A 22719-nucleotide genomic window follows, 5' to 3' on the forward strand; every position below is an offset into this window, starting at 1 on the left:
CTATTTCGAAAGGAGATGCATCGTAAATGTCTCGTGAAATGTCCTGATAATGGGAGTAGAGGAAAACTGGAAATTGATGGAGAACATAAAACAACTTAAACCTGTAAGTATAGATATTCATATTTCTTCAAAAGAAGGATGGGTTCGAAAGCTATTTCCTGATTTTAAATATTTTGATTCATTTTCAAAAAAAGAATCAGAAGAAGGGTATATTAGTAATCTGATTGAATATTGTACTTCTCAAGAAATAGGCTGGATTATCCCTTTAAGCGAACAAGAAGCATCTACGTTATCAAAACATAAGTTGAAAATGAGAAAAAATAACGTAGCGTTTATAACATCCTTTGACTGGGATAAAACAGTACTTCATGATTCATTTTCGGTTCAAGGTAATACTTTCACTTATTCTTTTGACCAGATAAAGAATGCGCCTGAAGGTGTAAAGGTGGGGAAAATTGATGCATATGTCGATTATCGATCTAGTGAAGTGATTTGCTGTTTTATGAGAGAAGAGTATGAACGGTACCAAGATACTGTTCTTTCATACGAGGTGTTTGCCAACTCGATTTTAGAGGAGTGCGTAGCAATAATTGCTCAAAGGCTTAATATAAAGGGTTCTTTTTCTTTCGATTATCAACGTGATTCGGAGGGAATGTATACGATTACAAAAATAGAATGTTTCATGACGCATTCTACTCGTGAGGCTATTTTTAGTGATTATGATTTCGCTAATTATTTGTGGAGCAATATTCAAGGAATTGTCCTTTTAAAAGAATCAAATGATAAAAGCTCTTTTGTGTATCGCCTAAATGAAGAATACTTTCTTTTCTAAATCTCAACAGTTTGTTTTTATATGTAATCATCTTAAATGAGAAAGGTACTTTATGAATAAACTTTCATTTAAAATAACGTTATTTTATTTTTTCGGGATTCTCATGATTTTCATTCTCTCATCTGCTCTTGTATACAACATTCTTGAGCATCAACAAGTAGAAAGTGAACTGGAGAGCCTTCAAGAGAGAGGCAATAGTCATCGAGATGTTCTTTCCACTAACTTCGACAAGCAAACAGTTGAACACGTTGTTTTAATGGAGGAAAAGGCGATGACTGATGTGATTATCTTAGACAAAAATAATCAAGTCGTCGATTCATCTAACGACGCTGAACAATTTTTGAACCCGGATTGGATTCAAAAAAAGGATGGAATCGTAGAAGGTAATTGGAGAGAGGGCAAATTTTTAGTGACGGTGAGTAATATTGAAGATGGCGGTCAAATAATCATGTTAGAGCCGACGAAGTATATACAGCATTTGATGGGGGAATTGAAACAACAAGTAGTGTTCTCTCTATTCTTGTTAGTACTTTTTCTATTAGTAAGTGTTTATTTTTTGAGTTATATCATTATAAAGCCACTTTTATCAATGAAAGAGGCAACGGTAAAGTTAAGTAAAGGCGAGGTGCTGAAAATCAGAGAAGCTGAGAGAAGCGACGAAGTAGGAGATTTAGCACGAGCGATCACTAAGTTATCTGTTGATTTACGTCATATTCAAAATACAAGAAAGCAATTTCTGACTTCAATCACACATGAATTGCGTACGCCGATTACCTACATCAAAGGATATGCAGGACTCCTCAAAAAAGACGAATCGAGATTTGGAGATATTATCTATGAGGAATCCGAAAGACTTCAAGAACTGATTGAGGATTTGTTTGAACTTGCTAGATTGGAAGAGCCACATTTTCAAATAGATCCTCAGATCACAGAGATGAATGATTTCTTAAAAAAAATCAGTGAAAGAATAATTTTTAAATTTGAGGAGAAACAAGTGAAATTAATTCTTCAAATTAATAAAACTCCCATCTACAAAGAGATAGACCAAGCTAGATTCGATCAGGTTCTCTTAAATTTACTGGATAACGCGCTAAAATATACACATGCGAACAAACGCGTATTTTTAAAACTTGATGAAAACTTTATTGAAGTTACGGATGAAGGTGGTGGTGTGGATGAGCAATCACTCCCGTATCTTTTTGATCGTTTTTATCGAGTAGATTCTTCACGAAATCGTGAAACAGGAGGTACTGGGCTCGGTTTGGCTATCACGAAAGAAATAGTTGAAGCGCACAAAGGGACCATCGTAGCTATTAATGTAGAAAACGGGCTGAAGGTTGTCATTGACTTGAGGGGGATTCCAGGATGAGAACCATTGCTTTGGTAGATGATGAGAATCGAATGTTAGAACTGATTGAACTCTATCTGCAAGACAGTTATACCTGTATTAAGCTGAACAGCGGAAGAGAGATATTGAACTTGATTGATGTAGATGAGCCTGACTTAATCATATTGGATGTGATGATGCCTTTAATGGATGGTTTTGAGACCTGTCAAAGGATAAGGGAAGTTTCGAATGTACCAATCATTTTATTGACAGCACTCGACGGAAAAGAAGAAATCGTAAAAGGATTACAACTGGGAGCAGATGATTACATTGTGAAACCGTTCGACGAGGCGGAATTGAAGGCAAGAATTCAATCGATTTTCAGACGAACTACAGTTTCTTCAGGATCAAAAATCGAATCGTCGGGTCTAATCTTAAATGAAGACGCCCATGAGCTGTATTATGATAATCACTTAGTCAAAGTCACGCCAAAGGAATTTTCATTACTTGCTAAGTTATTAAAAAATCCAGAACGTGTCTATTCAAGAGAGGAACTGCTCTCAAGTTTATGGTTAGCAAATGAGTGGACAGATGAACGAACGGTCGACTCTCATGTAAGAAACTTAAGAGAAAAACTTGAGGCTGGGACATAACTCAGTTTCACAAACAAAAGGCCCTCGAAACGACTATACGTTTCGAGGGCCTTGTTCTATGAAAAAAAACCGATTCTGAATAAACAAATAAGGACAACCTCTGATAAAGTTAAAGTGATCAAACCATAACCATCGGAGGTGCCCTTATGTTTAAAGATTATAACATGAACCAGCTGGTTCTGCCCTTAGATTTAGAAGTTCGTCTTCAAGAAAATGATATTGCGTTCGCTGTCCACCATCTCGTCGAATCCATTCCAGACGATGTGTTCGAGCCTTTCATGCGCACGACAGGATGCCCGGCTTACCATCCACGCATGATGATGAAAATTATCTTATGTGCCTACACACAATCGGTCTTCTCCGGTCGGAAGATTGAAGGATTACTATCCGATAGTCTGCGGATGATGTGGCTAGCACAAGGGAATGCGCCGAGCTATCGTACCATCAACCGTTTTCGAGTGCATCCCGCAGTCACTCCGATATTGAAGCAAGCCTTCGTTACCTTCCGTTGCCATCTCGTCGAGATGGGAGAAATCAATGAAGAAGCCATCTTTATCGATGGTACAAAGTTAGAGGCGAATGCGAACCGATATACCTTTGTTTGGCGGAAATCGATTGAACGTCATAGTGCGTCTCTCGTGGACAAATCGAATCGTATCTATGACAACCTCGTCGAACAAGACATCCTACCGGAAATTGAACGAGAAAACCCGGACGAGCTTACTCTCTCAGAACTCGAACACATGGGTGAAGCTGTAGACGCACATATCGCTTCCATCAACCAAAAAATCGAGGCGAGTACGGACACCCAAGAAAGAAAACGTCTGCGTTCTGAACGGAAGGAACCACGTCTCCTTCGAAAGGAAATTACAGATTTCATCGAGCGGAAACAGAGATACGCCCTTCAAAAGAGGACGCTCGCTGGACGGAACAGCTATTCGAAAACGGACACGGACGCGACGTTCATGCGAATGAAAGAAGATCATATGCAAAATGGACAACTCAAACCAGGCTATAACGTTCAAATCGCGACCGAAGGACAATACACACTCGCTTATGATATTTATCCGAATCCGACGGATGCCCGGACGTTACTCCCCTTTTTAGATGAGGTCAGCTCATATTTACCACTACCACCGCATATCGTTGCGGATGCCGGCTATGGGAGTCAGGAGAATTATCAGGATATTCTGATGCGCCGTGGGCGCATTCCACTCATCCCTTACACGATGTTCGAAAAAGAAAAGTCGCGAAAATGGCGCAACGATCCCTTTAACACAGCGAACTGGTCTTACGATGAAACGGCGGATCGGTTTGTGTGCCCGAATGGACAGGACGTAACGTTCCGTTACATGTCCAAGAGAACAGATCGTTACGGATTCACGCGTGATTTCAAGGTGTATGAAAGTGAAGGGTGTGATGGCTGCCCGTTCCGCTCCCGTTGTACAAAGGCCGAAGAAGGGCGTCACCGACAGGTACACATAAACACTTCATGGGAAGAACAAAAAGAACAGATGAAAAAATGGCTTTCAGATCAAAAAACAGGATCCCTCTATGCGAAACGGAAGATAGACGTGGAACCAGTTTTTGGATATCTGAAGGCTAATTTGAGTTTCACTCGCTTTTCTGTGCGAGGAAAAGCGAAGGTGAAGCGTGAGCTCGGCTTCATCCTCATGGCCGTAAATTTGAGGAAATGGCTCATCCAAAGCGTTGCCCGAAGGGCAGCTTGACGAGAGACAATGAAAAAAGAAGGAATTGCACATCCTCAGTGATGGCAATTCCTTCTTTTCGTTAAATTCAGCTAGTTATGTCCCAGCCTCATTGAAGAACACTTTCGCACAGTATGGGGAATTGGTTACAAGTGGGTTCCTTAAATAAGGAGAAATAAGACAAGAGAGGAACGGTTAAAAAACCGTTCCTCTCTTGTTTATCGTTTATTCTGCAGATAGTTCGTCTTCAGTCACCCATTTATGATTTTTCACTTCTTCACCTGTAGTCGATTCGAAATCAATCATATACACTGTTGTTTGCTTAGCTGAGTCGATAGTGGCCGTAGCATCCTTCATTCCTTTCATATGATCCGCGTCTACTTTTACTTCATCGCCTACTTCATAAGGAGATGACTTGGCATCTACAATCTCTTCTTGAATAATCCATTTATGATTCGTGACGCGTTTCCCGCCATTTGTAGGGTCATAAGAAATGCTATAAGCAGTAGTATCATAAGCTCCTACAATTTTAGCCTCGGCCCCTTTCATGCCTTCCATATGTGCTTCTTTGATCATCGCCATGTCGCCAACTTTAAATTTAGGGTTTTTAGCCTCTTGGAGCCCTTTCGGAACCTCTTTCGATCCAGATATGTCCATCGTCGAATGATCCATACCGTCCATATTTTTATCCATGCTTCCTGTTGATTTAGAATCATCACCATTGCTTCCGCACGCAGCGAGTGCTAAAGAAAGCGAAGCAGCCATAGTTGTCATAAAAATCTTTTTCTTTAATTTCATAAAAATTACCTCCAATTGTTTTTTTATGCTTTCCATAGACTCTATCACATAAATTTGCAGAAACATTGCAGAGAGCAGAAAAGTAACACATTGAAAAAAACTATAAAATTCATGGGTGGAAAGACATATTTTTTTCACAATCATTCTTTAAGTTAAAGATAATAATTAATTGAAGGGAATGATCCATGTGAAGAAAAGATGGTTAATCGCAACTATCGGTATCTTTACTCTCATGATTATAGTGGGCGGTTCGTATTTACTTTTTATCCGAGGTACTATGCCAAATAACAAACAGCACATGAAATCTATGATGAATGGAGGGAACACTACTACAAATCAGACTATGATGGAAGGTATGGGACATGGCGCGAGTGTCGATTTAAAATCAACTGAAGAAAAAGAGCGACGATTGAACATCCCTAAGATGCTAAAATCCGATCGTGAAACCAAGAATTCCATTCAATACACGATTGTCGCTAAACAAGGGGAGACACAGTTCTTCCGAGATAGTAAAAAAACTGAAACTCTAGGATATAACGGAAATTATTTAGGTCCTGTAGTGGAATTGAAAAAAGGAAAAATGGTAACAATCCGTACGGTGAATCGCTTATCAGAAGCGACTACATTCCATTGGCACGGTCTTGTTGTACCATCATCCGTAGATGGCGGACCACATCAGGTCGTGAAAGCTGGTGAAACGAAGGTAGTAAAGTTTAAAGTGAAGCAAGATGAATCGACATTGTGGTTTCATCCACATCCAATGGGGAAAACTGCTGAACAAGTTTACAAGGGGTTAGCAGGATTGTTGTACGTAAAAGATGAAAAAACTAAAGAGACGATGCTACCTCAAAAATATGGTGAAAATGATATTCCATTAATTCTTCAAGATCGAAAAGTTAAAAACAGGAATGTCCTTGGATATGCTGATGTAGAAAAAACAGATGGGGCTTTAGGCGATACCCTCCTCGTAAACGGTACGATTAATCCATATTTCAACGTAAAATATTCGCAACTTAGAGTCAGATTGATAAATGGCTCCAATGCACGTAACTACGTAGTGAAGCTATCTGACGGTTCATCCTTTAAAAAAATTGCTGATGATGGTGGTTACATCTCAAAACCGAAAAACGTAAAGAAAATTGAATTAAGTCCAGGCGAACGTATAGAGGTATTGGTAGACTTTTCAAAAAGAAAAATTGGTGAGACTGTTTCATTTGAGACGAATGGAGTAAGGGTCGTTAACTTCAAGCTGAAGGATAAACAAGGGACGAACCTAAGTGCATTGGCGCCGAAAAGTGGATATGAAAGGCCGCTAAAGACCTTGTCTACAGTGAATCAAAAGTTAACTCTTTTCGGGATGGGCAAAAATGTTGAAATCAATGGGAAAAAGTTTGATGAGAAGAGAATCGATATTAAAGCGAAACAAGGAGAAACCGAAATTTGGGAGGTCTATAATAAAAAAGACATGATGGGTGGAATGACTCATCCCTTCCACATTCATGGAGTCCAATTCAAAGTATTAGAGCGAAACGGACAGAAACTGGATAATCAAGAAGCAGGTCTAAAAGACACTATCGCTATAAAACCAGATGAACGAGTTAAGATTCAGATGACTTTCAAGGAAAAAGGGGTATTCATGTACCATTGCCATATCCTTGAACATGAAGAGAACGGAATGATGGGTCAGTTGAAAGTGGACTAAAAAATAGGTGAATGTTTTCATCTTTTCTTCACAAACTAAGGAAATAGACTTTGTGTAAGTCAAAAAAGACGGAAAATGGAGGTATTTTAGAATGAATACTGGACAACAAGAAATCTTAGGTGCCCTACACAACTGTATAGTGACTTGTAATGAATGCTTTGATGCGTGTTTGAGTGAACATCATGTTTCTTCGATGGCAGAGTGTATACGTCTAGACAGAGATTGTTCTGAAATTTGTAGTCTTTTAGTACAAGCTATTTCTCGAAACAGCAGCAATATTGATGTTCTTGCAAGAAGCTGTGTTGAAATTTGTGAAAGATGTGCCGACGAATGTTCGAAACATGATCATGATCATTGTAAAAAGTGCGCTGAGGCCTGTAATGAATGTGCAAAAGTCTGTCGTAAATTAATTGCTTAAAGCGAAGTGTTAAAAATGAAGGAGCATCTATGTCGCCATGCCGAAAAAGGTATGAGCTAAAAAGCTGATGCTCTTTCATTTATAAGCACTAAGATACTTAGTTATGAAAAAGTTCATAACCCTTATAGACCAGTAGTATGGTGAGAGAAAATAAGGATACATAGAGGATAACGATCAAACTCTTCATAAACACTTTCATGAAAATCAACTCCATTCTATAGGTTGAATTGATTATATAGAAAGTTCGTGAAATTTATGAGGAAATAGACTAACAATCATTTATTATTAAAAAATTTTAATGTAAGAGGTGGTGACTAGGATGGATAAAATATTAATTGTTGATGATGAAATAAGAATGAGGCAATTATTAAGACTCTATCTAGAACCAATAGGATATGAATGTAGTATGGCGAATGATGGGATCGAAGCTTTAGAGAAAGTGAAAAAAGAAACCTTCGATTTGATTTTATTGGATGTAATGATGCCAATGTACGATGGATTCGAAGTATGTAAGAAAATAACGGATTCTCACCCGGAAGTCCCTATCATCATGATAACGGCTCTAAATGATGCTGAATCCATCGTCAAAGGACTAAATGCTGGAGCTACAGATTATGTCACAAAGCCGTTTAACGGGGACGTACTTTTAGCAAGAGTTCGGTCTGTCATGAGAAGGAAAGCAAAAGAACCCGTTATCTACCACGGACTTACGTTCGATGAGAGCAACAATTTAATTTTACTAGATGGCAAGTCGATTGACTTTACACCAAAAGCACATGCATTACTGCGACTATTCCTTCAACATCCTGGAAGGCTGTTCAACAGACTAGAGCTTTATGAATTCGTTTGGTCTTATACGTCAGAATCGGATCCGAGGACAGTTGATTCTCATATTAAGATGATTAGAGAAAAGTTAAGAGAGTTAGATTACCCGATCGATAGGCATCTGAAAACAATTTGGGGGAGAGGATATCGTTGGAGTGAGGATGAAACGAAATGACACTCTTGCTATAGGAGCAAAAGTGTCATCATAAAAATCATAAGGGAGTCGGTGTCGGCTTCGAGTATCCATCTTTATATGAAGAATCGATTGCAGAACGAATATCTTTAACCGATTCTCCGTCCCGTTGCTTCAAAATAGACTTTACAGCAATCTCGAGACAGGTGCTGCATGTCGTTCCGTGACTTGTCCATTTCACCGATCCATTCGTCGCGTTTTCTTCTATAAAGCAATCATAATTATTTTTATGATTGACTGTTTCACCGCAACCGCAATAGCAAGGTATTTTCTCTAGTAGTTTACGATTTTTCCCTACAGCTTGATAAACATTTCGTACATCTTCAGGTTGAGTTTTTAAAAACGTAGGAAGTATCAACGATGATGATGTTTCTTCAATCTTGTCATCGCTCATATGTTTCGCATGATCTACCTCCTTTGAATGATTGGGAGTAGAAGACTTCATCGGGGATTGAGCACAGCCGACCGCAATCAGGGATAGGCTAATAAGACTTACGCTTTTTAAGAGTATGTTAAGTTTCACGATTGGATTCTCCTTAGAGATAATTTTGTAGGTGCATAAAACAAAGCTTTTTAATTGCGTTTTTTGTATTAGCTCATTTGTCTGTTCACGATAGTACCTATTCGTTCATTTGACCATAGTCTTCATTAGTTCAGTTAATTCATGAATTGTCATCAATCATTTGATGTCTACCTCGAACTTGTCCTTTAATTCTTTTTAAAGTTTCAGTACTTGTGATTTTGGCGCTAAATAGTCCTATTCAAACAAATGGTCTCATTTTTTAAAATATATCCTATACTTGTATGATAATTTTTATTTTTTAGTGTGTCAAAATACATTTTATATTTATATATATAAGTTTAACTGGAAGTAAAAACGAGATGTAGCTCTATATAGTCATGATCTCTCTATATACACCATACAGGTGTATAATACGTAAAAGGAGGTTTTCTTATGGATCACCATATCCATCACGAACATACTCATCATGAAGACCAACAAATGAGTGCTTCACATCATGAACATGAAGGAATGATCGGAGACTTCAAGAAAAGATTTCTCGTATCGTTAATGTTGACCATTCCAATCCTGCTACTTTCCAAAATGATTCAAGAATGGTCGGGTATCAACATTAGCTTTCCATATGACGACGTTGTTTTGCTTTTGCTATCCACAATTGTCTACTTCTACGGTGGATGGCCGTTCTTAAAAGGTAGCTTAGACGAAATGAAACAAAAAAATCCGGGGATGATGATGTTGATCGCTTTAGCGATTAGTGTTGCATACTTTTATAGTGTGGGCATCATCTTAGGTCTAGGAGAGGGACATGACTTTTTCTGGGAGTTAGCAACGCTCATAGATATTATGCTTTTAGGACATTGGATTGAAATGAAGTCAATCATGGGCGCGTCTAACGCGCTACAAGAATTAGTCAAATTGTTACCCAGTATTGCGCATCGAATTGATGATGAAAAAATAGAAGATATTGCGGTGTCGGAATTACAGACTGGTGACGTGATTCTGATCAAACCTGGGGAGCAAGTTCCAGTTGACGGTAAGATAATAAAAGGAGCAACAACAGTTGATGAATCGATGCTAACAGGTGAATCTCTTCCCATCGAAAAGAAAATGGACGACAACGTAATTGCTGGCTCCATTAATCAAGAAGGAAGCTTGACTGTTGAAACGAAAAATACAGGTGAAGGCACGTATTTATCGAAAGTGATCGAATTAGTCAGCGAAGCGCAGGCATCTAAATCTAAAACACAAAATTTAGCGAATCGTGCAGCAAAAATTCTCTTCTATGTCGCTGTTTTTGCCGGTGTGTTGACATTTATCATTTGGCTTGCATTAGGATATCCGCTCAGCATTGCTATCGAACGTATGGTGACTGTCATGGTTATTTCGTGTCCCCATGCACTAGGACTTGCAGCGCCATTGGTCGTCTCTGTCTCGACGGCGCTGTCTGCTAAGAAAGGTTTATTGATTCGAAATAGGACGCAGTTTGAAGAGGCACGGAAATTAGACGCCATTATTTTTGATAAGACAGGTACTTTGACGCAAGGTAATTTTGGTGTGACGGATTTGATGCCGGTTGATGAAATTTCCTCAAACGAACTACTTCGTCTAGCAGCGGGAGTCGAACGTTCATCACAACATCCTCTTGCTAAAGGTGTAGTAAAAAGAGCAGAAGAGCTACAACTATCACTTCCATCGATTGAAGATTTTATGTCTATTACAGGAGTCGGATTGGAAGGGAAAGTAGAGGGTACGTTAATTCGTGTAGTGAGTCCTCGATATATTCGTCAAGAAAAAATAACGGTTGATGAGCTCGCTTTTGAAAAATTATCTGAAGAAGGAAAGACTGTCATATTTGTATTGAAAAACAAGCAATTACTAGGAATGATTGCACTTGCTGATTTAGTAAGAGAAGAAGCGAAAGAGACTGTGACTGCTCTTAAAAATAAAGGCATAAATTCAATCATGCTCACTGGTGACAATAAAAAGGTTGCACATTGGGTTGCCAAACAGTTGGGTATTGACGAAGTTCATGCAGAAGTTTTACCTGATGATAAATCAAGACAAGTAAAGAACATTCAATTGGAAGGTAGGAAAGTAGCCATGGTGGGTGATGGCATTAATGATGCACCCGCACTGGCACAAGCTGACGTAGGGATTGCGATTGGTAGTGGAACCGACGTGGCAGTCGAAACCGCTGATATCGTACTGGTCAGAAGTAATCCGAAAGATGTTCTCTCTATCCTTGAACTTTCCCGAAGCACTTATAACAAAATGATTCAAAACCTATGGTGGGCAGCTGGTTATAATATTATAACAATACCACTAGCAGCCGGCGTTCTAGCTCCCTATGGTGTGATCTTATCCCCAGCCATTGGGGCAGTACTAATGAGTCTTAGCACCGTCATTGTTGCTGTAAATGCTAGAACGTTAAAAATATGAAATCATTTGAAGTGATTTCAGAACTTATTAGTAGCCAAGCACTGGATTTAATCGCGTGTAAAAAGTCTATGAGTATTCGAAGACTTTTTACACGCGATTTTAATTTTATTAGAATATATGATGATGATTTATATAAAGAACAAATTTTTATTGCAATCATTATATAAAACGGTCGTTAAACAGACATATTCAAAAACTCATATGCTTACTTGTATATGAGCAATAGATGCCTTATTTATAAATGTCACGACGATGACCGATTTCAAGAATTAAGATCACGACTTTTTCATCCTGGATGTCAGCAATCAGACGATAGTCACCGATGCGATACCGCCATTCACCAGAACGATTCGAGACCAGTCCTTTCCCATGACGACGCGGATCATCCGTCCCGACCAGATTCTTCTTGATCCAGGACATGATGATCCGCGCTTGTTGTGGGTCCATCTTCTTGAGAGACTTTTGAGCTCCGCGCTCAAACTCTACCGAATATGCCGTCATTCTAAATCAAGTTCCTTCATCATGTCGTCGAAAGATATCGCTTCTGATTTTTTACGGTGTGCTGCCATGGAATCATGATAGAGTTGCAAATCGATTTCGTCTTCGATACGGTCGAGGAAGGCATCGCGAACGAGTGTAGAAATCGTGATGTTCTTTGCCTTCGCATATTCCTTGATAAGTCGTGTATCCTGATCATCCAGACGTACGGAAATGGTACTCATGATTATCAGCTCCCTTGTAATACATTGTAATACATTGTAATACATATTAAGCTTTTAGTACATAGGATTGGGCGATAATCCTAAATAAAGATTCTTTGAAGTGCTAAAATTCGACTTGTAAATATCCTAGATGAGTACGATTGAATCTAAAAAAGTGAATGAAATTATATTCAAATTAAAGTAAACATAGTCATTCCTCTTCAATTTGACCATGTTTAGGAAGGTGATGATCATGATAATTCCTTACATTCTCCTCGTTTGCGAAAACCGGATATGCATCCAAATGCTGCCCGTATCGGTTACAAGAAAACAAAAAGTGTTTTAAATTGAAGAAAGATCAAGGTACAGATCTGTTTAAGCATCTGTATTATTTTGTCGATTGGCGTCATCCTATTTTGTTCATTGACTGTCAGACACTATGGTTACGTCTGTGTCTTAAGTGGTCTGTTTATACTATACGCGGTCAGCACAACATGGTGAGATCTAGAAAAAGTTAGAAAGCAAGTTAATGGGAGCTCAAATCATGATTCAATTAGTCAAACAAGTCGACGATCATGTGTATCACATCGTCTTTCACCAAGAAGGGCGTACTTTATTCTGCCGGGAAGGAATTGCCCGAAAAGAGCAGGCGATTGATAGCGAGGACATGATGGAAACGAATGAGGAGTCCGCGACGAAGCGGATCGTCTTCAAAAGTCCCTTGCGCGCGTATCGTCAGAAAAAAGCATGGGTACGTGAAAAATTAGACGATGGATACATACGATCACCTTTTGCTCTGTCTGAAGTGATGGATTTTCGTTCAGATCGACGGATCATAAAGTTGCGCATTTTAAGCGCTTTACTCGTCCTATTGAGTGGATTACTGACGCTGACCGATATCTTACCGATTCCGGGATACATAACACTCGTCGTTCTGATGCTTTTCTGGCCGATGCATCTCGAAGGGAAATCCGCGCATGTTCGCATGTATCGATGGTCAGGAGCACTTTTCATGTTCGCATTAGCCGGCTCATCGAAAAACTATTTATCACCGATCAATCTCTCGATTAACGGAGCAGTCTGTCTCGTTTCAGGGTTCATTCTCCTGTTGTATGCGTCAGAACAATTACAGGAACTTGCGACGAAAGGAATCATATATCATGACGAATCAAAAAGCCAAGGTGATTGAACTCAAACGCGACAATGGTCAAACGACCGATTACTGGGTCAGTTACTGGATGGGGCGTACGCTCTATCAGGTATCCGTGCAAGAACAAGCGGATGGTCAAACGGATGAAGGGGAGGTTGTCAAAGAACGTTTTCCGTTCTATTTCGGAATGAAAAAGCGGATGCTCGAGTTAGCAGAAGAGAAAGAAGCACTTGGTTTTAGACCGTTGACCGAAGAGGAAAAAGCAACGCCTGTCATCGAGGAAGAAGAACCGACGCTCGATCCTGCTTTCTTTAAGCCAGCTATTCGTTATGCCTGGTGGATGCTTGGTCTTGGAATCCTCCTGTTTCTCCTGCCTTCACCGATCCTAAACGGACTCGCGTTCGGACTCGGCTTATTCGTCTGGTATGAGACGTTTGGACAAGCCGGAATACCGCGCAACTATCAGAGATATTTCCACGGGATGCTCGCGGGATTGACGATTTTACAGGTTTTATCTGCGATTGAGTTGGAACGATTTGCTCAACCGTATTATGCGACGATCTGTGTGATATCAGCAATTGTGTTGGTTCTTCTAGTCGTACAGCACCGATTGAAAGAAACCGATCAAATCGGTCAGGAGGAAAGTATTCGGGTTAGGAAAATAAAGGACTATCCGGATGACTTAGATCTTTAAAAACTCATTTGCTCAACTTTCGGAAGTCTGGAACACTTCAGGATACTGTAAAATATAGGCATCACTTAAATCATTTTAGTCAGTCTATTGTAAGAAACATATGGATGTCATACCAAATGATCAATATATTTTAGAACTGATCTTACTTGTCTGGGCGATTGGTGCACTCGTCATCATCATTACGCAAGCGCGAAACACATTTGGTGTTTAATCCTTTGTGGAGATATTTTTGATTCTTGAGATTTTATTACTTGTTGTTCTTTTGATTGCCAAATGCAAAAAAATAATGGTCTCTTAAGTAGTAAAGGAAGGTCAGTTAACACTCATACATAAAGATTTAGTTAACATAATGAAGTAGGAGACAGTATGATCCGTTTCCTACTTTTTTTGTAATTATGCAATCGATTGCATTCGTATTCTTATTTAACATCCAGGAAAAGGAATCATATTTCTTGCAAAAAACTAGTTTTTATTTCTTAGGATTTATGTAAAAATAGAAAACAATAAACTGAGAGAATTTTTTGAAAAGTGAGCGATCAGATCATTCATCGTTTTGGAATGAGAGAGAGAAGTCCTCATTTTTCGAATTCTAATATCTTATTTTTTGAAAGCCTGGAGGGGAATGTATGAAATTGTTGAAGATGTGGAACCAAATCAGTTTAGTGAAACAAATCGCGATTGGCTTGATCGTGGGTATTATTTTAGCCGTCACGATTCCTGAAGTGGCGAAATCCTTGACCATTTTTGGGACTTTATTTATTTCTTCTCTGAAGGCAGTCGCGCCGATCTTGGTCTTTTTCTTAGTTATGGCATCAATCGTGCAGCATAAAAAAGGACAGCAGACGAATATGAAATCGATCATTTTCTTGTATCTGCTCGGGACGTTCTTAGCGGGAGCCATTGCGGTCATCGTCAGTTTCCTTTTCCCAGTGAACATTCGATTGACAGAAGGTGCGGAACAATTGGCTGCTCCGGGGAACACGGTTGAAGTTCTTCAAAAACTCGTCTTGAATATGGTCGATAATCCAGTCAATGCGCTCATACAAGCGAACTACATTGGCATTCTGACTTGGGCGATCGTGTTAGGAATCGCTTTAAAAAATGCGTCCGATACGACGAAGACATTTATCTCGAATTTTTCTGACGCCATTGCGAAAATGGTCGGATGGGTCATCAAACTTGCTCCTCTTGGTATCATGGGAATCGTCATTGGCTCTGTTACGGAAAACGGTCTTTCTTCATTGCTCGATTACGGGAATTTATTATTGGTATTGATTGGCACGATGCTTGTCGTAGCACTCATTGTTAATCCTCTCATCGTGTTCATCAACGTTCGTCAGAATCCATATCCACTCGTCTTCAAATGTATCCGGGAGAGTGGGATTACCGCTTTCTTCACACGAAGCTCAGCTGCAAACATTCCGGTCAACATGGAATTATGTAAGAAACTTGACCTCGATAAAGAGACGTACGGGATCTCGATTCCACTCGGTGCCACGATCAATATGGCGGGAGCGGCCATCACGATTTCCGTCTTAACGTTAGCAGCGGTTCATACGCTCGGTATCCCAGTCGACCTTCCGACAGCTATCATCTTGAGTGTTCTCGCTGCCGTTTGTGCATGTGGCGCATCCGGTGTCGCTGGTGGTTCGCTCCTTTTGATTCCGCTTGCATGTAGTTTATTCGGGATTCCGAATGACATTGCGATGCAAGTCGTAGCAGCGGGTGTTCTAGTCAGTGTGTTACAAGATTCGTTTGAGACAGCACTCAACTCGTCGACAGATGTCTTGTTCACTGCGACAGCTGAATATCGAAAACGGTTGAAAGAAGGCGAACACCTCTCGATTAATCGTCAATCGATGAATGAGGAAGTAGCAGAAAAAGTCGTTAACGGCTGATCAGATTCGCTATTATCTTAATAAGAAAAGGCATCCCAGTTGAGGATGCCTTTTCTTATAGACAACTCTCGTTTCGTGATTGAAATAAGGGGTTTTTACAAGTTGTAATCCATTTAACCTTCTCCTAAAGCAACGTATTTTTTTAATTTCCCTTTAAAACTCACCAAAAGAATTTCATTCCTTTCTTTCGTAGAGTATATGACAGTACCCTTTGAGAGCTTCGTAGCAGTTCCATTATCAAAATCGTATTGATCAGAACTCATTTTCTTGATTTCTCCGACTTTTTTTACTCTTAGTGACTTCTGTTTTCTCTGCCCATTTTACATCTGATTTGTAGATCGTATCATTTAGTTGAAAAATGTCAGCAGTAGAATCTTCTCCTAATACGTCTAGTGCTGTCGGTTTTTCACTTGTATGTTGCATTTTCACTTCATTACTACAAGCAGCTAACGGCCATACAGTTATAATTGAGAGAGCGCATAACAAAACGATTCTTTTCATGACATAACCTCTTTCCCGTTTTTGTATGTTACTCCATGTCGACCATTTAACAACGGACTATCGGTAAAACAGGTCACAGGTTTCTGTTGTTCCATTCGTTTTAAATCCTGTCCGATGTATGCCCATCTGCTCACAAAACAGTCGAAGTGGGGCTCACCCGTGACACGCGCGTTTCAGGAAATCGTCCTCGACCAATTCACGAAGTCAAAGTGAATCGAGTATCTCGACCCAGACTTGATAATAGATTTCTTCATCGAGGTGAACCGTTGCCGAACGTACACGATAATCTGAGTTTTCCGCTAGATAAAAAACAAGAATCGATGCGACTTTAAAGTCAGGGGTGCAATAACCGGTGATTGAACGACCATGGATCTCATTCGTGATCGACTCCGCCCAGACTTCGGCTTCACGGAATGTCTCGAACTGAAGCATCTCTTCCTTCCAACGAATCGACATCTTTATGTCCTCCTCTACTGTAGTTAATGTTATTATATGGAAGAAATAGTATGTTGTTCAAGGGGGGAACGTCAGACATGAGTCGTTTTGGAATGCATCGGGAAGTAATCAATCCGCCGTTCGGTGCTGCCTTCATCGGTTATCACCGAGAAGTCGGTATTGCAAGCATACACGATCCGTTATATGTCACAGCGAGCATCTTTGAGAGCGAGCAGACGACATCGATTTTTGTCAGCATCGATAACATCGGTTTGCTCGTCGCAGATACCAATACCATCGTGAAGGCATCGCGGACCGGCTAGACGTCTCAAAGAAACAGATCACGGTCGTTTACACGCATACACATTCAGGCCCAGCGACAGCGGGAACTGAACCGTTGACCGTTGCCTACAAAACGATCTTGACGCAACAAGCGATTGTATCTGCTGTTAAGGCGAGTGAAACGATGCAACCGGTCGAGATGGGTTGGGGTGTGAAGCAAGGGAAACTCGGCGTCAACCGACGAGAAAAAATAAATGGTCACGCGGTGATGGGGTCGGATCCGCTTGGGGTGACGGATGACCGAATCGGGACACTATTGGTTCGCCGTGCCGATGATGCGTGTCTCGTCGGAGCCTTCGTTTTCTGTACAGCGCATCCGAACGTCTTGAAATCAGACAGTGTCGTCTTATCCGGTGATTATCCGGGTGTCGCTCGAACGATACTCGAACAGGCACTCGGCTGTCCAGTCGTGATCGTCCAGGGGGCGACGGGAAACGTCAATGCGAAATATCGTGGTGACCTAGCAAGCCTGCAGAAGATGGCGTTTGCTCTAAGTGGACACGTCTTAACGACGATTCCAGACGTATCGTTTCAACCGTTAACGCACCACCGGATTCAGTCGATGATTAATCCGATGCGCTTAACAGAAATACCAACGATAAACCAATTACAAGACATGGCGGATTACGCCGAACTGACTTGGGGCGTCAGCGCAGCGCGCTGGTTGGCGTACGTTCAGGAACGATCGGGAGAAACACTCACCATCCCGGTCGAAGTTCAATTGTTTGAACTAAATGAAGGTTCGTTCTCAGGCATCCCGATGGAGCCGTTCTGTGAGACAGCGCTACAGATAAAGCGGATGCGTCAAACGGAACTCGCTTTTTTCGGAGGCTATACGAACGGTTACATCGGTTATTTGCCGACAGCGGAAGAACATCCGTATAGTGGGTACGAGGTGGCAATCAATCCCGTCGTCTACGGTCCAGTGACGGGTCTTTGGATGCCGCCTGTACCGGAAACAGCGAACGACATCGTGAGTCACATCCGTCAACTCTATGAAATGAATAACAACCCGGCTTCTCTCGTCTTAGAGGCCGGGTTGTTATGATTACGACTTGATTTTTTTGATGATCCAGAATAAAGCGAAAACAAATCCGCATGTTAGGAAGATGAATAAAAAGAGCAGAATGAGTAAGTTAGACATTTGTAGCATCGGAGACCTCCGTGAATATGTATAGCTGGATTTTCGAACTTTCGAATAATAATAGAGTAACATAGTAATTAACATTATATAGGGAAATGACTTGTTGTTTTCTATATTTTTTAAATGAGTTACTCATTATATGAACGAATAGTTATTTTATTCCATTATAATTGAGAGGGAAAATATCATGATTATCAAAAGATGTATTCTTAAGTGTTGTCATCACTTATTTATTCCTCAGTTTGATTTTATCCTTCAGCATCGGATATACGATCGATTGGATTCCGGAAGTAACTTTAGCTCAAAAGATAAAAGGGTACGCTTTTGAAGGGTTCACTCGTTTTAGTGTTATAAAGCTTTTAATTGTTGCAGGTGTAAGTATTTTGTACAGTTTACTCTCCTCAAAACAAAGAGCATCGAGTTCACGTAAGCGTTGATTTCCTTTATTTTGAAACTTTTCTTTGTTTGATTACGTTTATTAGGTATAATCGGTCTACTAAAAGGAGAGAGTATGATGAGAAAGAGAATCGGCGCAATTGCTCTAGTGAGCGGCATGCTGATACTCGGAGGTTGCGGAACAGCGGCAACACAAACCGATGTATTTGATCAACAAGGTACATATCTAGGGGATAACAGTAACGTACGAGACATCGTCCAACAGCTACCTCATGGCGATCAGTTAAAGAAAATGGAACTGTCGACGAAGGATAAACCGTATCAACTCACGTTACGTTATGCTGGATATGAAGAAGGACAGGTCGAACAAAAAAGCAATCGTACGGCAATCTACAATGCAACAGCACTGTTCACATTGATTCCGAATGTCGACCACGTCAACATGACGATCGAGGATGCTTCGTATCACTTTACGAAACAACAGCTGCGCGATTGGTATGGAAAAGACTTTACGGCGTACGATAATGAGAAAGCACTGAAGGTGTTTACGAAGCCTTTTATCGAAGATGAACTGAAAGTAAAAGAAATACTGAATTGAAAAGAAAAAGTGGAAGTAGATGAATTTTCATCACTTCCACTTTTTTATACTATTGATTATTTCCCTGGCTTCGTCTTATAGAAGCTGTAGAAGACGCTGATCAAGATGACGAGGACGATTGTACCGAGCGACATCCAGATTGGCATTTTGTAGACGTCACTGAAGATCATCTTCGCTCCGATGAAGACGAGCATGAAGCTAAGACCGTGTTTCAAGTAGTAGAAACGATCAATCAAGTTCGCGAGGACGAAGTAGAGACTACGAAGTCCAAGGATCGCCATGATGTTCGCATAGAAGATGATATACGGATCACGCGAGTACGCGAAGCTTGCTGCGACCGAGTCGACGGCGAAGACGATATCCGAGATCTCGATGAAGACAAGCGCGATCAAGAGTGGCGTGAAGAACAGTTTCCCATCAATTCGTTTTGCGAACTTACCAGACGAGATGTCTTGCGTGATCGGTAAACGTTTCTCTAACCAACGAATCGTTTTGTTTTCTTCGAGCGACGTCTCTTGACCGATGTTTTTGTACATCATCCAACCAGTGTAGACGAGGAACGCTCCGAAGATGTAGTAGACCCAAGCGAAGTTCTCAAGCAACGAAACACCAGCGACGATGAAGATGACGCGGAAGAAGATTGCGCCAAGAATACCCCAGAATAAGACTTTGTGCTGGTACTTCAATGGAATCGCGAAGTACGCGAAGACGAGTGAGAAGACGAAGACGTTATCAATCGCGAGAGCCTTCTCGATGAAATAAACGCTCGTATATTCGACAGCAGCGGAGCTACCTTGATCGAAGTAGAGCCAGCCCCCGAAGGCGATCGCAATCGCGATCCAGACGAACGTCCACGTCCAGGCCTCCCGAAGTGAAACTTCATGTGCCTTACGATGGAAGACTCCAAGGTCAAGAGCGAGCATGATGAAAACGATGGCTAGAAAAGCAATGAGTAGTGTCAACAGCGCTTCCTCCTTTAAGGTAATTGTTATCTTGAATTTATTATAAGGTCATGAGAACTCAAAAGTAAAGAGATAAATGTTCGGAATGTGCAATTGGTTAAAAAACAATCCCCAAAAGTGGACGAATATATTCGACATGATGTGCAATGAAACGACATGAAACCCAGTTCCGAAAAGGGACTGGGTTTCATGCATGTTACTTTTAATTATATAAGTCATCATGATAAGGGAGGGAAATGCGTCACGACGTACGTTCCGAGTTCATCGATGACATCTTCCGCTGATCGCTCACCGTCGAATAGGGCGAAGAACAGATGATTGACGCCAAGCTAGCGATACAATTTCAGCAACTCGATTAGTCGATTGCGTCCGATCCGGAAACCGAGTCGAATCGGTGTCGCTTCCTCGTTCGGATCCGCAGACAGGTCAAGATGCATCGGCATCGAAAACGGGCGAAACGTTGTGTTACCGGCTGCTTGACTCGCTGCACGCCATTGTTCGATGGCACGTGCTTGTTCGAACGGTCCTTGCGGATAATACATCCAGCCGTCGCCGTTTTTTGCGAGCCAGTCCATATCCTGCTGTGCGAAACCCGTGATCATCGTCGGGATTCTCTTTTTAGGTCGCGGGACGAGCGTCGCACCACGGACTTCTCCATACGTCGAATCAATTTGCGGATAATCTTCGTATAAGGCTTGCTCCATCACTTGCAGTGCTTCCTTGAACTGAGCACCACGGCTCGGATGATCGACACCGAGTCCATGGAAGTCGGCTTGCCGGTCACCGGACGAGACACCGAGAATCAAACGTTCCGGGAACAAGGCATCAATCGTCGCGACTTCCTTCGCAGAGCGTAACGGATGACGGAGCGGCAGGACGAGTGCTGACGTTCCGAGGGCGATTTGTTTCGTTTGGCTGAGGAGATGCGTCCCGTATATCAGCATGTCATGAATCTGTCCGACAGCCGGATCAAGAAAATAAGGATCCTTTAATAAGACGTCGCGTAGCCAGAGCGTCGTAAAACCATAGTTCTCTGCTTTTTGTGCGAGCTCGACTTGATTGGCAAGCGTCGGCGTTCGCACCTTGAAATTCTCGAGCGGGACGTGGAGACCGAGCGTGAGCTCGCTCTCCCGGTACATCCGCTGATAACTTGCATGATCGTTAAACATAGTAGTCCTCCTTATTGATGTTCGAGACGACGCGAGACACCTGTCAAGATGACGGTAAGAATGACCATGATCCCGCCGACCCATGGCGTGTGGACGAGACCGATCGTATCGGTGACGAGACCACCAATCGTTGCTCCGAGTGCGATGCCGATGTTAAAGGCTGCGATATTCAAGGCAGATGCAACATCGACTGCTGCTGGGACATATTTTTCAGCCAACTGGACGATATAGAGCTGTAGTCCAGGGACGTTCATGAACGCAAGGAGTCCCATTAAGATGATACCGATGATACCGGCGACCTTGAACGGAATCATGAACGAGAGGGCGATCATGACGATGGCATGGATAATAAACATATAGAACAACGCTTTAATCGGATTACCGTTCGCGAGTTTTCCGCCGACCGTGTTTCCGATCGCAACCGCGATTCCGTAGACGAGCAGAATGATACTGATTAAGCTCGGACTGATTTTCGTGACGTCCTGCATGATTGGTGTCAAGTACGTAAAGGCGACGAACGTTCCACTGTAACCGAGGGCAGTGATCAAGAAGCCGAGCATCAAGCGTCCGTTCGTCAACAGTTTGAACATGTCGGAGAACTTAGCAGGTGGTGATTGTTTCAAGTCTTTTGGAATCAAGAAGAAGCTTGCGATGATCGCAATGATTCCGAGTGCAGCAACCGCGAAGAACGTCGCGCGCCAGCCGAATGATTGACCGATGAATGTCCCAAGTGGAACACCTGTGACCGTTGCGACTGTCAGACCTGTGAACATCAAGGCGATGGCACTCGCTTTTTTATGCTCCGGTACGAGCTGGACGGCAATCGTCGCACCGATTGAGAAGAAGACACCGTGCGAGAAAGCAGTGATGAAACGAGCCACGATCAACAATTCAAACGTCGGTGAAATCGCTGAGACGAGGTTACCAGCGATGAAGACGACCATTAATGCCATCAGTAACGTTTTCCGATTCATTCGGTTCGTCAGTGCCGTCAGGATGGGTGCACCGACGGCGACACCGATTGCGTAACCAGAGATGATGAGACCAGCGAGTGTGATACCGATATTTAAGTCACCAGCGATCGCTGCGAGCAGTCCGACGGGAACGAATTCCGTCGTACCGATCCCAAAGGCGCTGATGGCTAAGGCAAGTAGGGCAAGTCCGCCGTTTCTTGGGACCTGTTCCTCCTGGATCCGTGAGTTTAATTGATTCATGGGGATTCCTCCTAAAAATGATTTCAGTAGGGATCGTGTTCAGTGGGCCCGACCGAACATGATCCGATTGACATGACCCCAGCATAACGGGGGTTG

Annotated in this window: 20 protein-coding genes and 2 pseudogenes; 13 read left to right on the forward strand and 9 right to left on the reverse strand. The window is 41.7% G+C overall.

The genetic code is table 11. The features are described from left to right. Positions 1 to 49 precede the first annotated feature (49 nt). From MKY22_RS07250 to MKY22_RS07265, 4 genes are all read left to right on the forward strand, one after another. A complete protein-coding gene (locus tag MKY22_RS07250) occupies positions 50 to 832 on the forward strand; it encodes a hypothetical protein (protein ID WP_341087844.1) in 783 nt (260 codons plus the stop codon). 52 nt (positions 833 to 884) lie between these two features. After that, on the forward strand, positions 885 to 2201 hold the full coding sequence (locus tag MKY22_RS07255; RefSeq protein ID WP_341087848.1) for a sensor histidine kinase: 1317 nt from the start codon (positions 885 to 887) through the stop codon (positions 2199 to 2201). After that, on the forward strand, positions 2198 to 2812 hold the full coding sequence (locus MKY22_RS07260) for a response regulator transcription factor (RefSeq protein ID WP_341087850.1): 615 nt from the start codon (positions 2198 to 2200) through the stop codon (positions 2810 to 2812). Before MKY22_RS07255 ends, MKY22_RS07260 begins: the two co-directional genes overlap by 4 nt. Before the next feature lie 146 nt (positions 2813 to 2958). After that, positions 2959 to 4542 carry an IS1182 family transposase gene (locus MKY22_RS07265; protein WP_341085783.1) on the forward strand — a complete coding sequence of 528 codons (1584 nt, stop codon included), beginning with the start codon at positions 2959 to 2961 and terminating at the stop codon, positions 4540 to 4542. A gap of 204 nt (positions 4543 to 4746) precedes the next feature. On the opposite strand, the gene MKY22_RS07270 is transcribed toward MKY22_RS07265, so the two are convergent. After that, complete coding sequence (locus MKY22_RS07270) at positions 4747 to 5319, reverse strand: YdhK family protein (protein ID WP_341087852.1); 573 nt, start codon at positions 5317 to 5319, stop codon at positions 4747 to 4749. A gap of 187 nt (positions 5320 to 5506) precedes the next feature. On the opposite strand from MKY22_RS07270, the gene MKY22_RS07275 reads away from it, so the two are divergent. From MKY22_RS07275 to MKY22_RS07285, 3 genes are all read left to right on the forward strand, one after another. Continuing rightward, positions 5507 to 7021, forward strand: coding sequence for a multicopper oxidase family protein (locus MKY22_RS07275; RefSeq protein WP_341087853.1), 1515 nt, complete (start codon positions 5507 to 5509; stop codon positions 7019 to 7021). A gap of 91 nt (positions 7022 to 7112) precedes the next feature. Further along, a complete protein-coding gene (locus MKY22_RS07280) occupies positions 7113 to 7439 on the forward strand; it encodes a four-helix bundle copper-binding protein (RefSeq protein WP_071908772.1) in 327 nt (108 codons plus the stop codon). A 319-nt stretch (positions 7440 to 7758) separates the two neighbouring features. Next, positions 7759 to 8439: a response regulator transcription factor gene (locus MKY22_RS07285; protein WP_341087857.1), complete on the forward strand. Its 681-nt coding sequence runs from the start codon at positions 7759 to 7761 to the stop codon at positions 8437 to 8439. A 37-nt stretch (positions 8440 to 8476) separates the two neighbouring features. Here MKY22_RS07285 and MKY22_RS07290 read toward each other — a convergent pair whose 3' ends face one another. Further along, a complete protein-coding gene (locus MKY22_RS07290; RefSeq protein ID WP_341087858.1) occupies positions 8477 to 8980 on the reverse strand; it encodes a PCYCGC motif-containing (lipo)protein in 504 nt (167 codons plus the stop codon). A 432-nt stretch (positions 8981 to 9412) separates the two neighbouring features. Between MKY22_RS07290 and MKY22_RS07295 the strand changes: the two genes are divergently transcribed. Further along, positions 9413 to 11419 carry a heavy metal translocating P-type ATPase gene (locus tag MKY22_RS07295; protein WP_214730018.1) on the forward strand — a complete coding sequence of 669 codons (2007 nt, stop codon included), beginning with the start codon at positions 9413 to 9415 and terminating at the stop codon, positions 11417 to 11419. 231 nt (positions 11420 to 11650) lie between these two features. Here MKY22_RS07295 and MKY22_RS07300 read toward each other — a convergent pair whose 3' ends face one another. Beyond that, on the reverse strand, positions 11651 to 11920 hold the full coding sequence (locus MKY22_RS07300) for a type II toxin-antitoxin system RelE family toxin (RefSeq protein WP_047394265.1): 270 nt from the start codon (positions 11918 to 11920) through the stop codon (positions 11651 to 11653). Next, positions 11917 to 12141 (reverse strand): type II toxin-antitoxin system RelB family antitoxin, encoded by a 225-nt coding sequence (gene relB, locus MKY22_RS07305; protein WP_341087861.1) that lies wholly within the window; start codon positions 12139 to 12141, stop codon positions 11917 to 11919. The genes MKY22_RS07300 and relB overlap by 4 nt, the downstream gene beginning before the upstream one ends. A 523-nt stretch (positions 12142 to 12664) precedes the next feature. Between relB and MKY22_RS07310 the strand changes: the two genes are divergently transcribed. The 3 genes from MKY22_RS07310 (at position 12665) to sstT (ending at position 15862) form a co-directional block, all read left to right on the forward strand. Then, positions 12665 to 13309 (forward strand): hypothetical protein, encoded by a 645-nt coding sequence (locus MKY22_RS07310; RefSeq protein WP_047394298.1) that lies wholly within the window; start codon positions 12665 to 12667, stop codon positions 13307 to 13309. Then, positions 13281 to 13964: a hypothetical protein gene (locus MKY22_RS07315; protein WP_047394256.1), complete on the forward strand. Its 684-nt coding sequence runs from the start codon at positions 13281 to 13283 to the stop codon at positions 13962 to 13964. The genes MKY22_RS07310 and MKY22_RS07315 overlap by 29 nt, the downstream gene beginning before the upstream one ends. A 626-nt stretch (positions 13965 to 14590) precedes the next feature. Next, positions 14591 to 15862: a serine/threonine transporter SstT gene (gene sstT / locus MKY22_RS07320; protein ID WP_341087864.1), complete on the forward strand. Its 1272-nt coding sequence runs from the start codon at positions 14591 to 14593 to the stop codon at positions 15860 to 15862. A 252-nt stretch (positions 15863 to 16114) separates the two neighbouring features. On the opposite strand, the gene MKY22_RS07325 is transcribed toward sstT, so the two are convergent. Beyond that, positions 16115 to 16363, reverse strand: coding sequence for a hypothetical protein (locus tag MKY22_RS07325; RefSeq protein ID WP_341087866.1), 249 nt, complete (start codon positions 16361 to 16363; stop codon positions 16115 to 16117). Between the two features lie 204 nt (positions 16364 to 16567). Beyond that, the gene (locus MKY22_RS07330) at positions 16568 to 16819 is read right to left on the reverse strand and encodes a hypothetical protein (RefSeq protein WP_445298370.1); all 252 of its coding nucleotides are present in this window, start codon (positions 16817 to 16819) and stop codon (positions 16568 to 16570) included. A 77-nt stretch (positions 16820 to 16896) separates the two neighbouring features. Between MKY22_RS07330 and MKY22_RS07335 the strand changes: the two are divergent. Both MKY22_RS07335 and MKY22_RS07340 read left to right on the forward strand, forming a co-directional pair. Further along, positions 16897 to 18188, forward strand: a pseudogene (locus MKY22_RS07335) (neutral/alkaline non-lysosomal ceramidase N-terminal domain-containing protein). A 610-nt stretch (positions 18189 to 18798) separates the two neighbouring features. Continuing rightward, the gene (locus MKY22_RS07340) at positions 18799 to 19278 is read left to right on the forward strand and encodes a DUF4825 domain-containing protein (RefSeq protein WP_052169466.1); all 480 of its coding nucleotides are present in this window, start codon (positions 18799 to 18801) and stop codon (positions 19276 to 19278) included. 56 nt (positions 19279 to 19334) lie between these two features. Here the strand turns inward: MKY22_RS07340 and MKY22_RS07345 are convergent, their stop codons facing one another. The 3 genes and pseudogenes from MKY22_RS07345 to MKY22_RS07355 form a co-directional block, all read right to left on the reverse strand. Further along, entirely contained in the window at positions 19335 to 20240 is a 906-nt protein-coding gene (locus tag MKY22_RS07345) for a TerC family protein (protein WP_214730015.1), read from the reverse strand. 218 nt (positions 20241 to 20458) lie between these two features. Further along, a pseudogene (locus tag MKY22_RS07350) lies at positions 20459 to 21409 on the reverse strand (TIGR03571 family LLM class oxidoreductase). Between the two features lie 11 nt (positions 21410 to 21420). Then, entirely contained in the window at positions 21421 to 22623 is a 1203-nt protein-coding gene (locus tag MKY22_RS07355) for an MFS transporter (RefSeq protein ID WP_341087870.1), read from the reverse strand. Between the last annotated feature and the right edge of the window lie 96 nt (positions 22624 to 22719).

This window comes from Exiguobacterium sp. FSL W8-0210 (assembly GCF_038006045.1).
Lineage (GTDB): Bacteria > Bacillota > Bacilli > Exiguobacteriales > Exiguobacteriaceae > Exiguobacterium_A.

Coding starts and splice junctions, on each gene's coding strand:
- MKY22_RS07250 (WP_341087844.1), top strand. CDS start 50: ATGGGAGTAGAGGAAAACTGGAAATTGATGGAGAACATAAAACAACTT.
- MKY22_RS07255 (WP_341087848.1), top strand. CDS start 885: ATGAATAAACTTTCATTTAAAATAACGTTATTTTATTTTTTCGGGATT.
- MKY22_RS07260 (WP_341087850.1), top strand. CDS start 2,198: ATGAGAACCATTGCTTTGGTAGATGATGAGAATCGAATGTTAGAACTG.
- MKY22_RS07265 (WP_341085783.1), top strand. CDS start 2,959: ATGTTTAAAGATTATAACATGAACCAGCTGGTTCTGCCCTTAGATTTA.
- MKY22_RS07270 (WP_341087852.1), bottom strand. CDS start 5,319: ATGAAATTAAAGAAAAAGATTTTTATGACAACTATGGCTGCTTCGCTT.
- MKY22_RS07280 (WP_071908772.1), top strand. CDS start 7,113: ATGAATACTGGACAACAAGAAATCTTAGGTGCCCTACACAACTGTATA.
- MKY22_RS07285 (WP_341087857.1), top strand. CDS start 7,759: ATGGATAAAATATTAATTGTTGATGATGAAATAAGAATGAGGCAATTA.
- MKY22_RS07295 (WP_214730018.1), top strand. CDS start 9,413: ATGGATCACCATATCCATCACGAACATACTCATCATGAAGACCAACAA.
- MKY22_RS07300 (WP_047394265.1), bottom strand. CDS start 11,920: ATGACGGCATATTCGGTAGAGTTTGAGCGCGGAGCTCAAAAGTCTCTC.
- relB (WP_341087861.1), bottom strand. CDS start 12,141: ATGAGTACCATTTCCGTACGTCTGGATGATCAGGATACACGACTTATC.
- MKY22_RS07310 (WP_047394298.1), top strand. CDS start 12,665: ATGATTCAATTAGTCAAACAAGTCGACGATCATGTGTATCACATCGTC.
- MKY22_RS07315 (WP_047394256.1), top strand. CDS start 13,281: ATGACGAATCAAAAAGCCAAGGTGATTGAACTCAAACGCGACAATGGT.
- sstT (WP_341087864.1), top strand. CDS start 14,591: ATGAAATTGTTGAAGATGTGGAACCAAATCAGTTTAGTGAAACAAATC.
- MKY22_RS07325 (WP_341087866.1), bottom strand. CDS start 16,363: ATGAAAAGAATCGTTTTGTTATGCGCTCTCTCAATTATAACTGTATGG.
- MKY22_RS07330 (WP_445298370.1), bottom strand. CDS start 16,819: ATGTCGATTCGTTGGAAGGAAGAGATGCTTCAGTTCGAGACATTCCGT.
- MKY22_RS07340 (WP_052169466.1), top strand. CDS start 18,799: ATGAGAAAGAGAATCGGCGCAATTGCTCTAGTGAGCGGCATGCTGATA.
- MKY22_RS07355 (WP_341087870.1), bottom strand. CDS start 22,623: ATGAATCAATTAAACTCACGGATCCAGGAGGAACAGGTCCCAAGAAAC.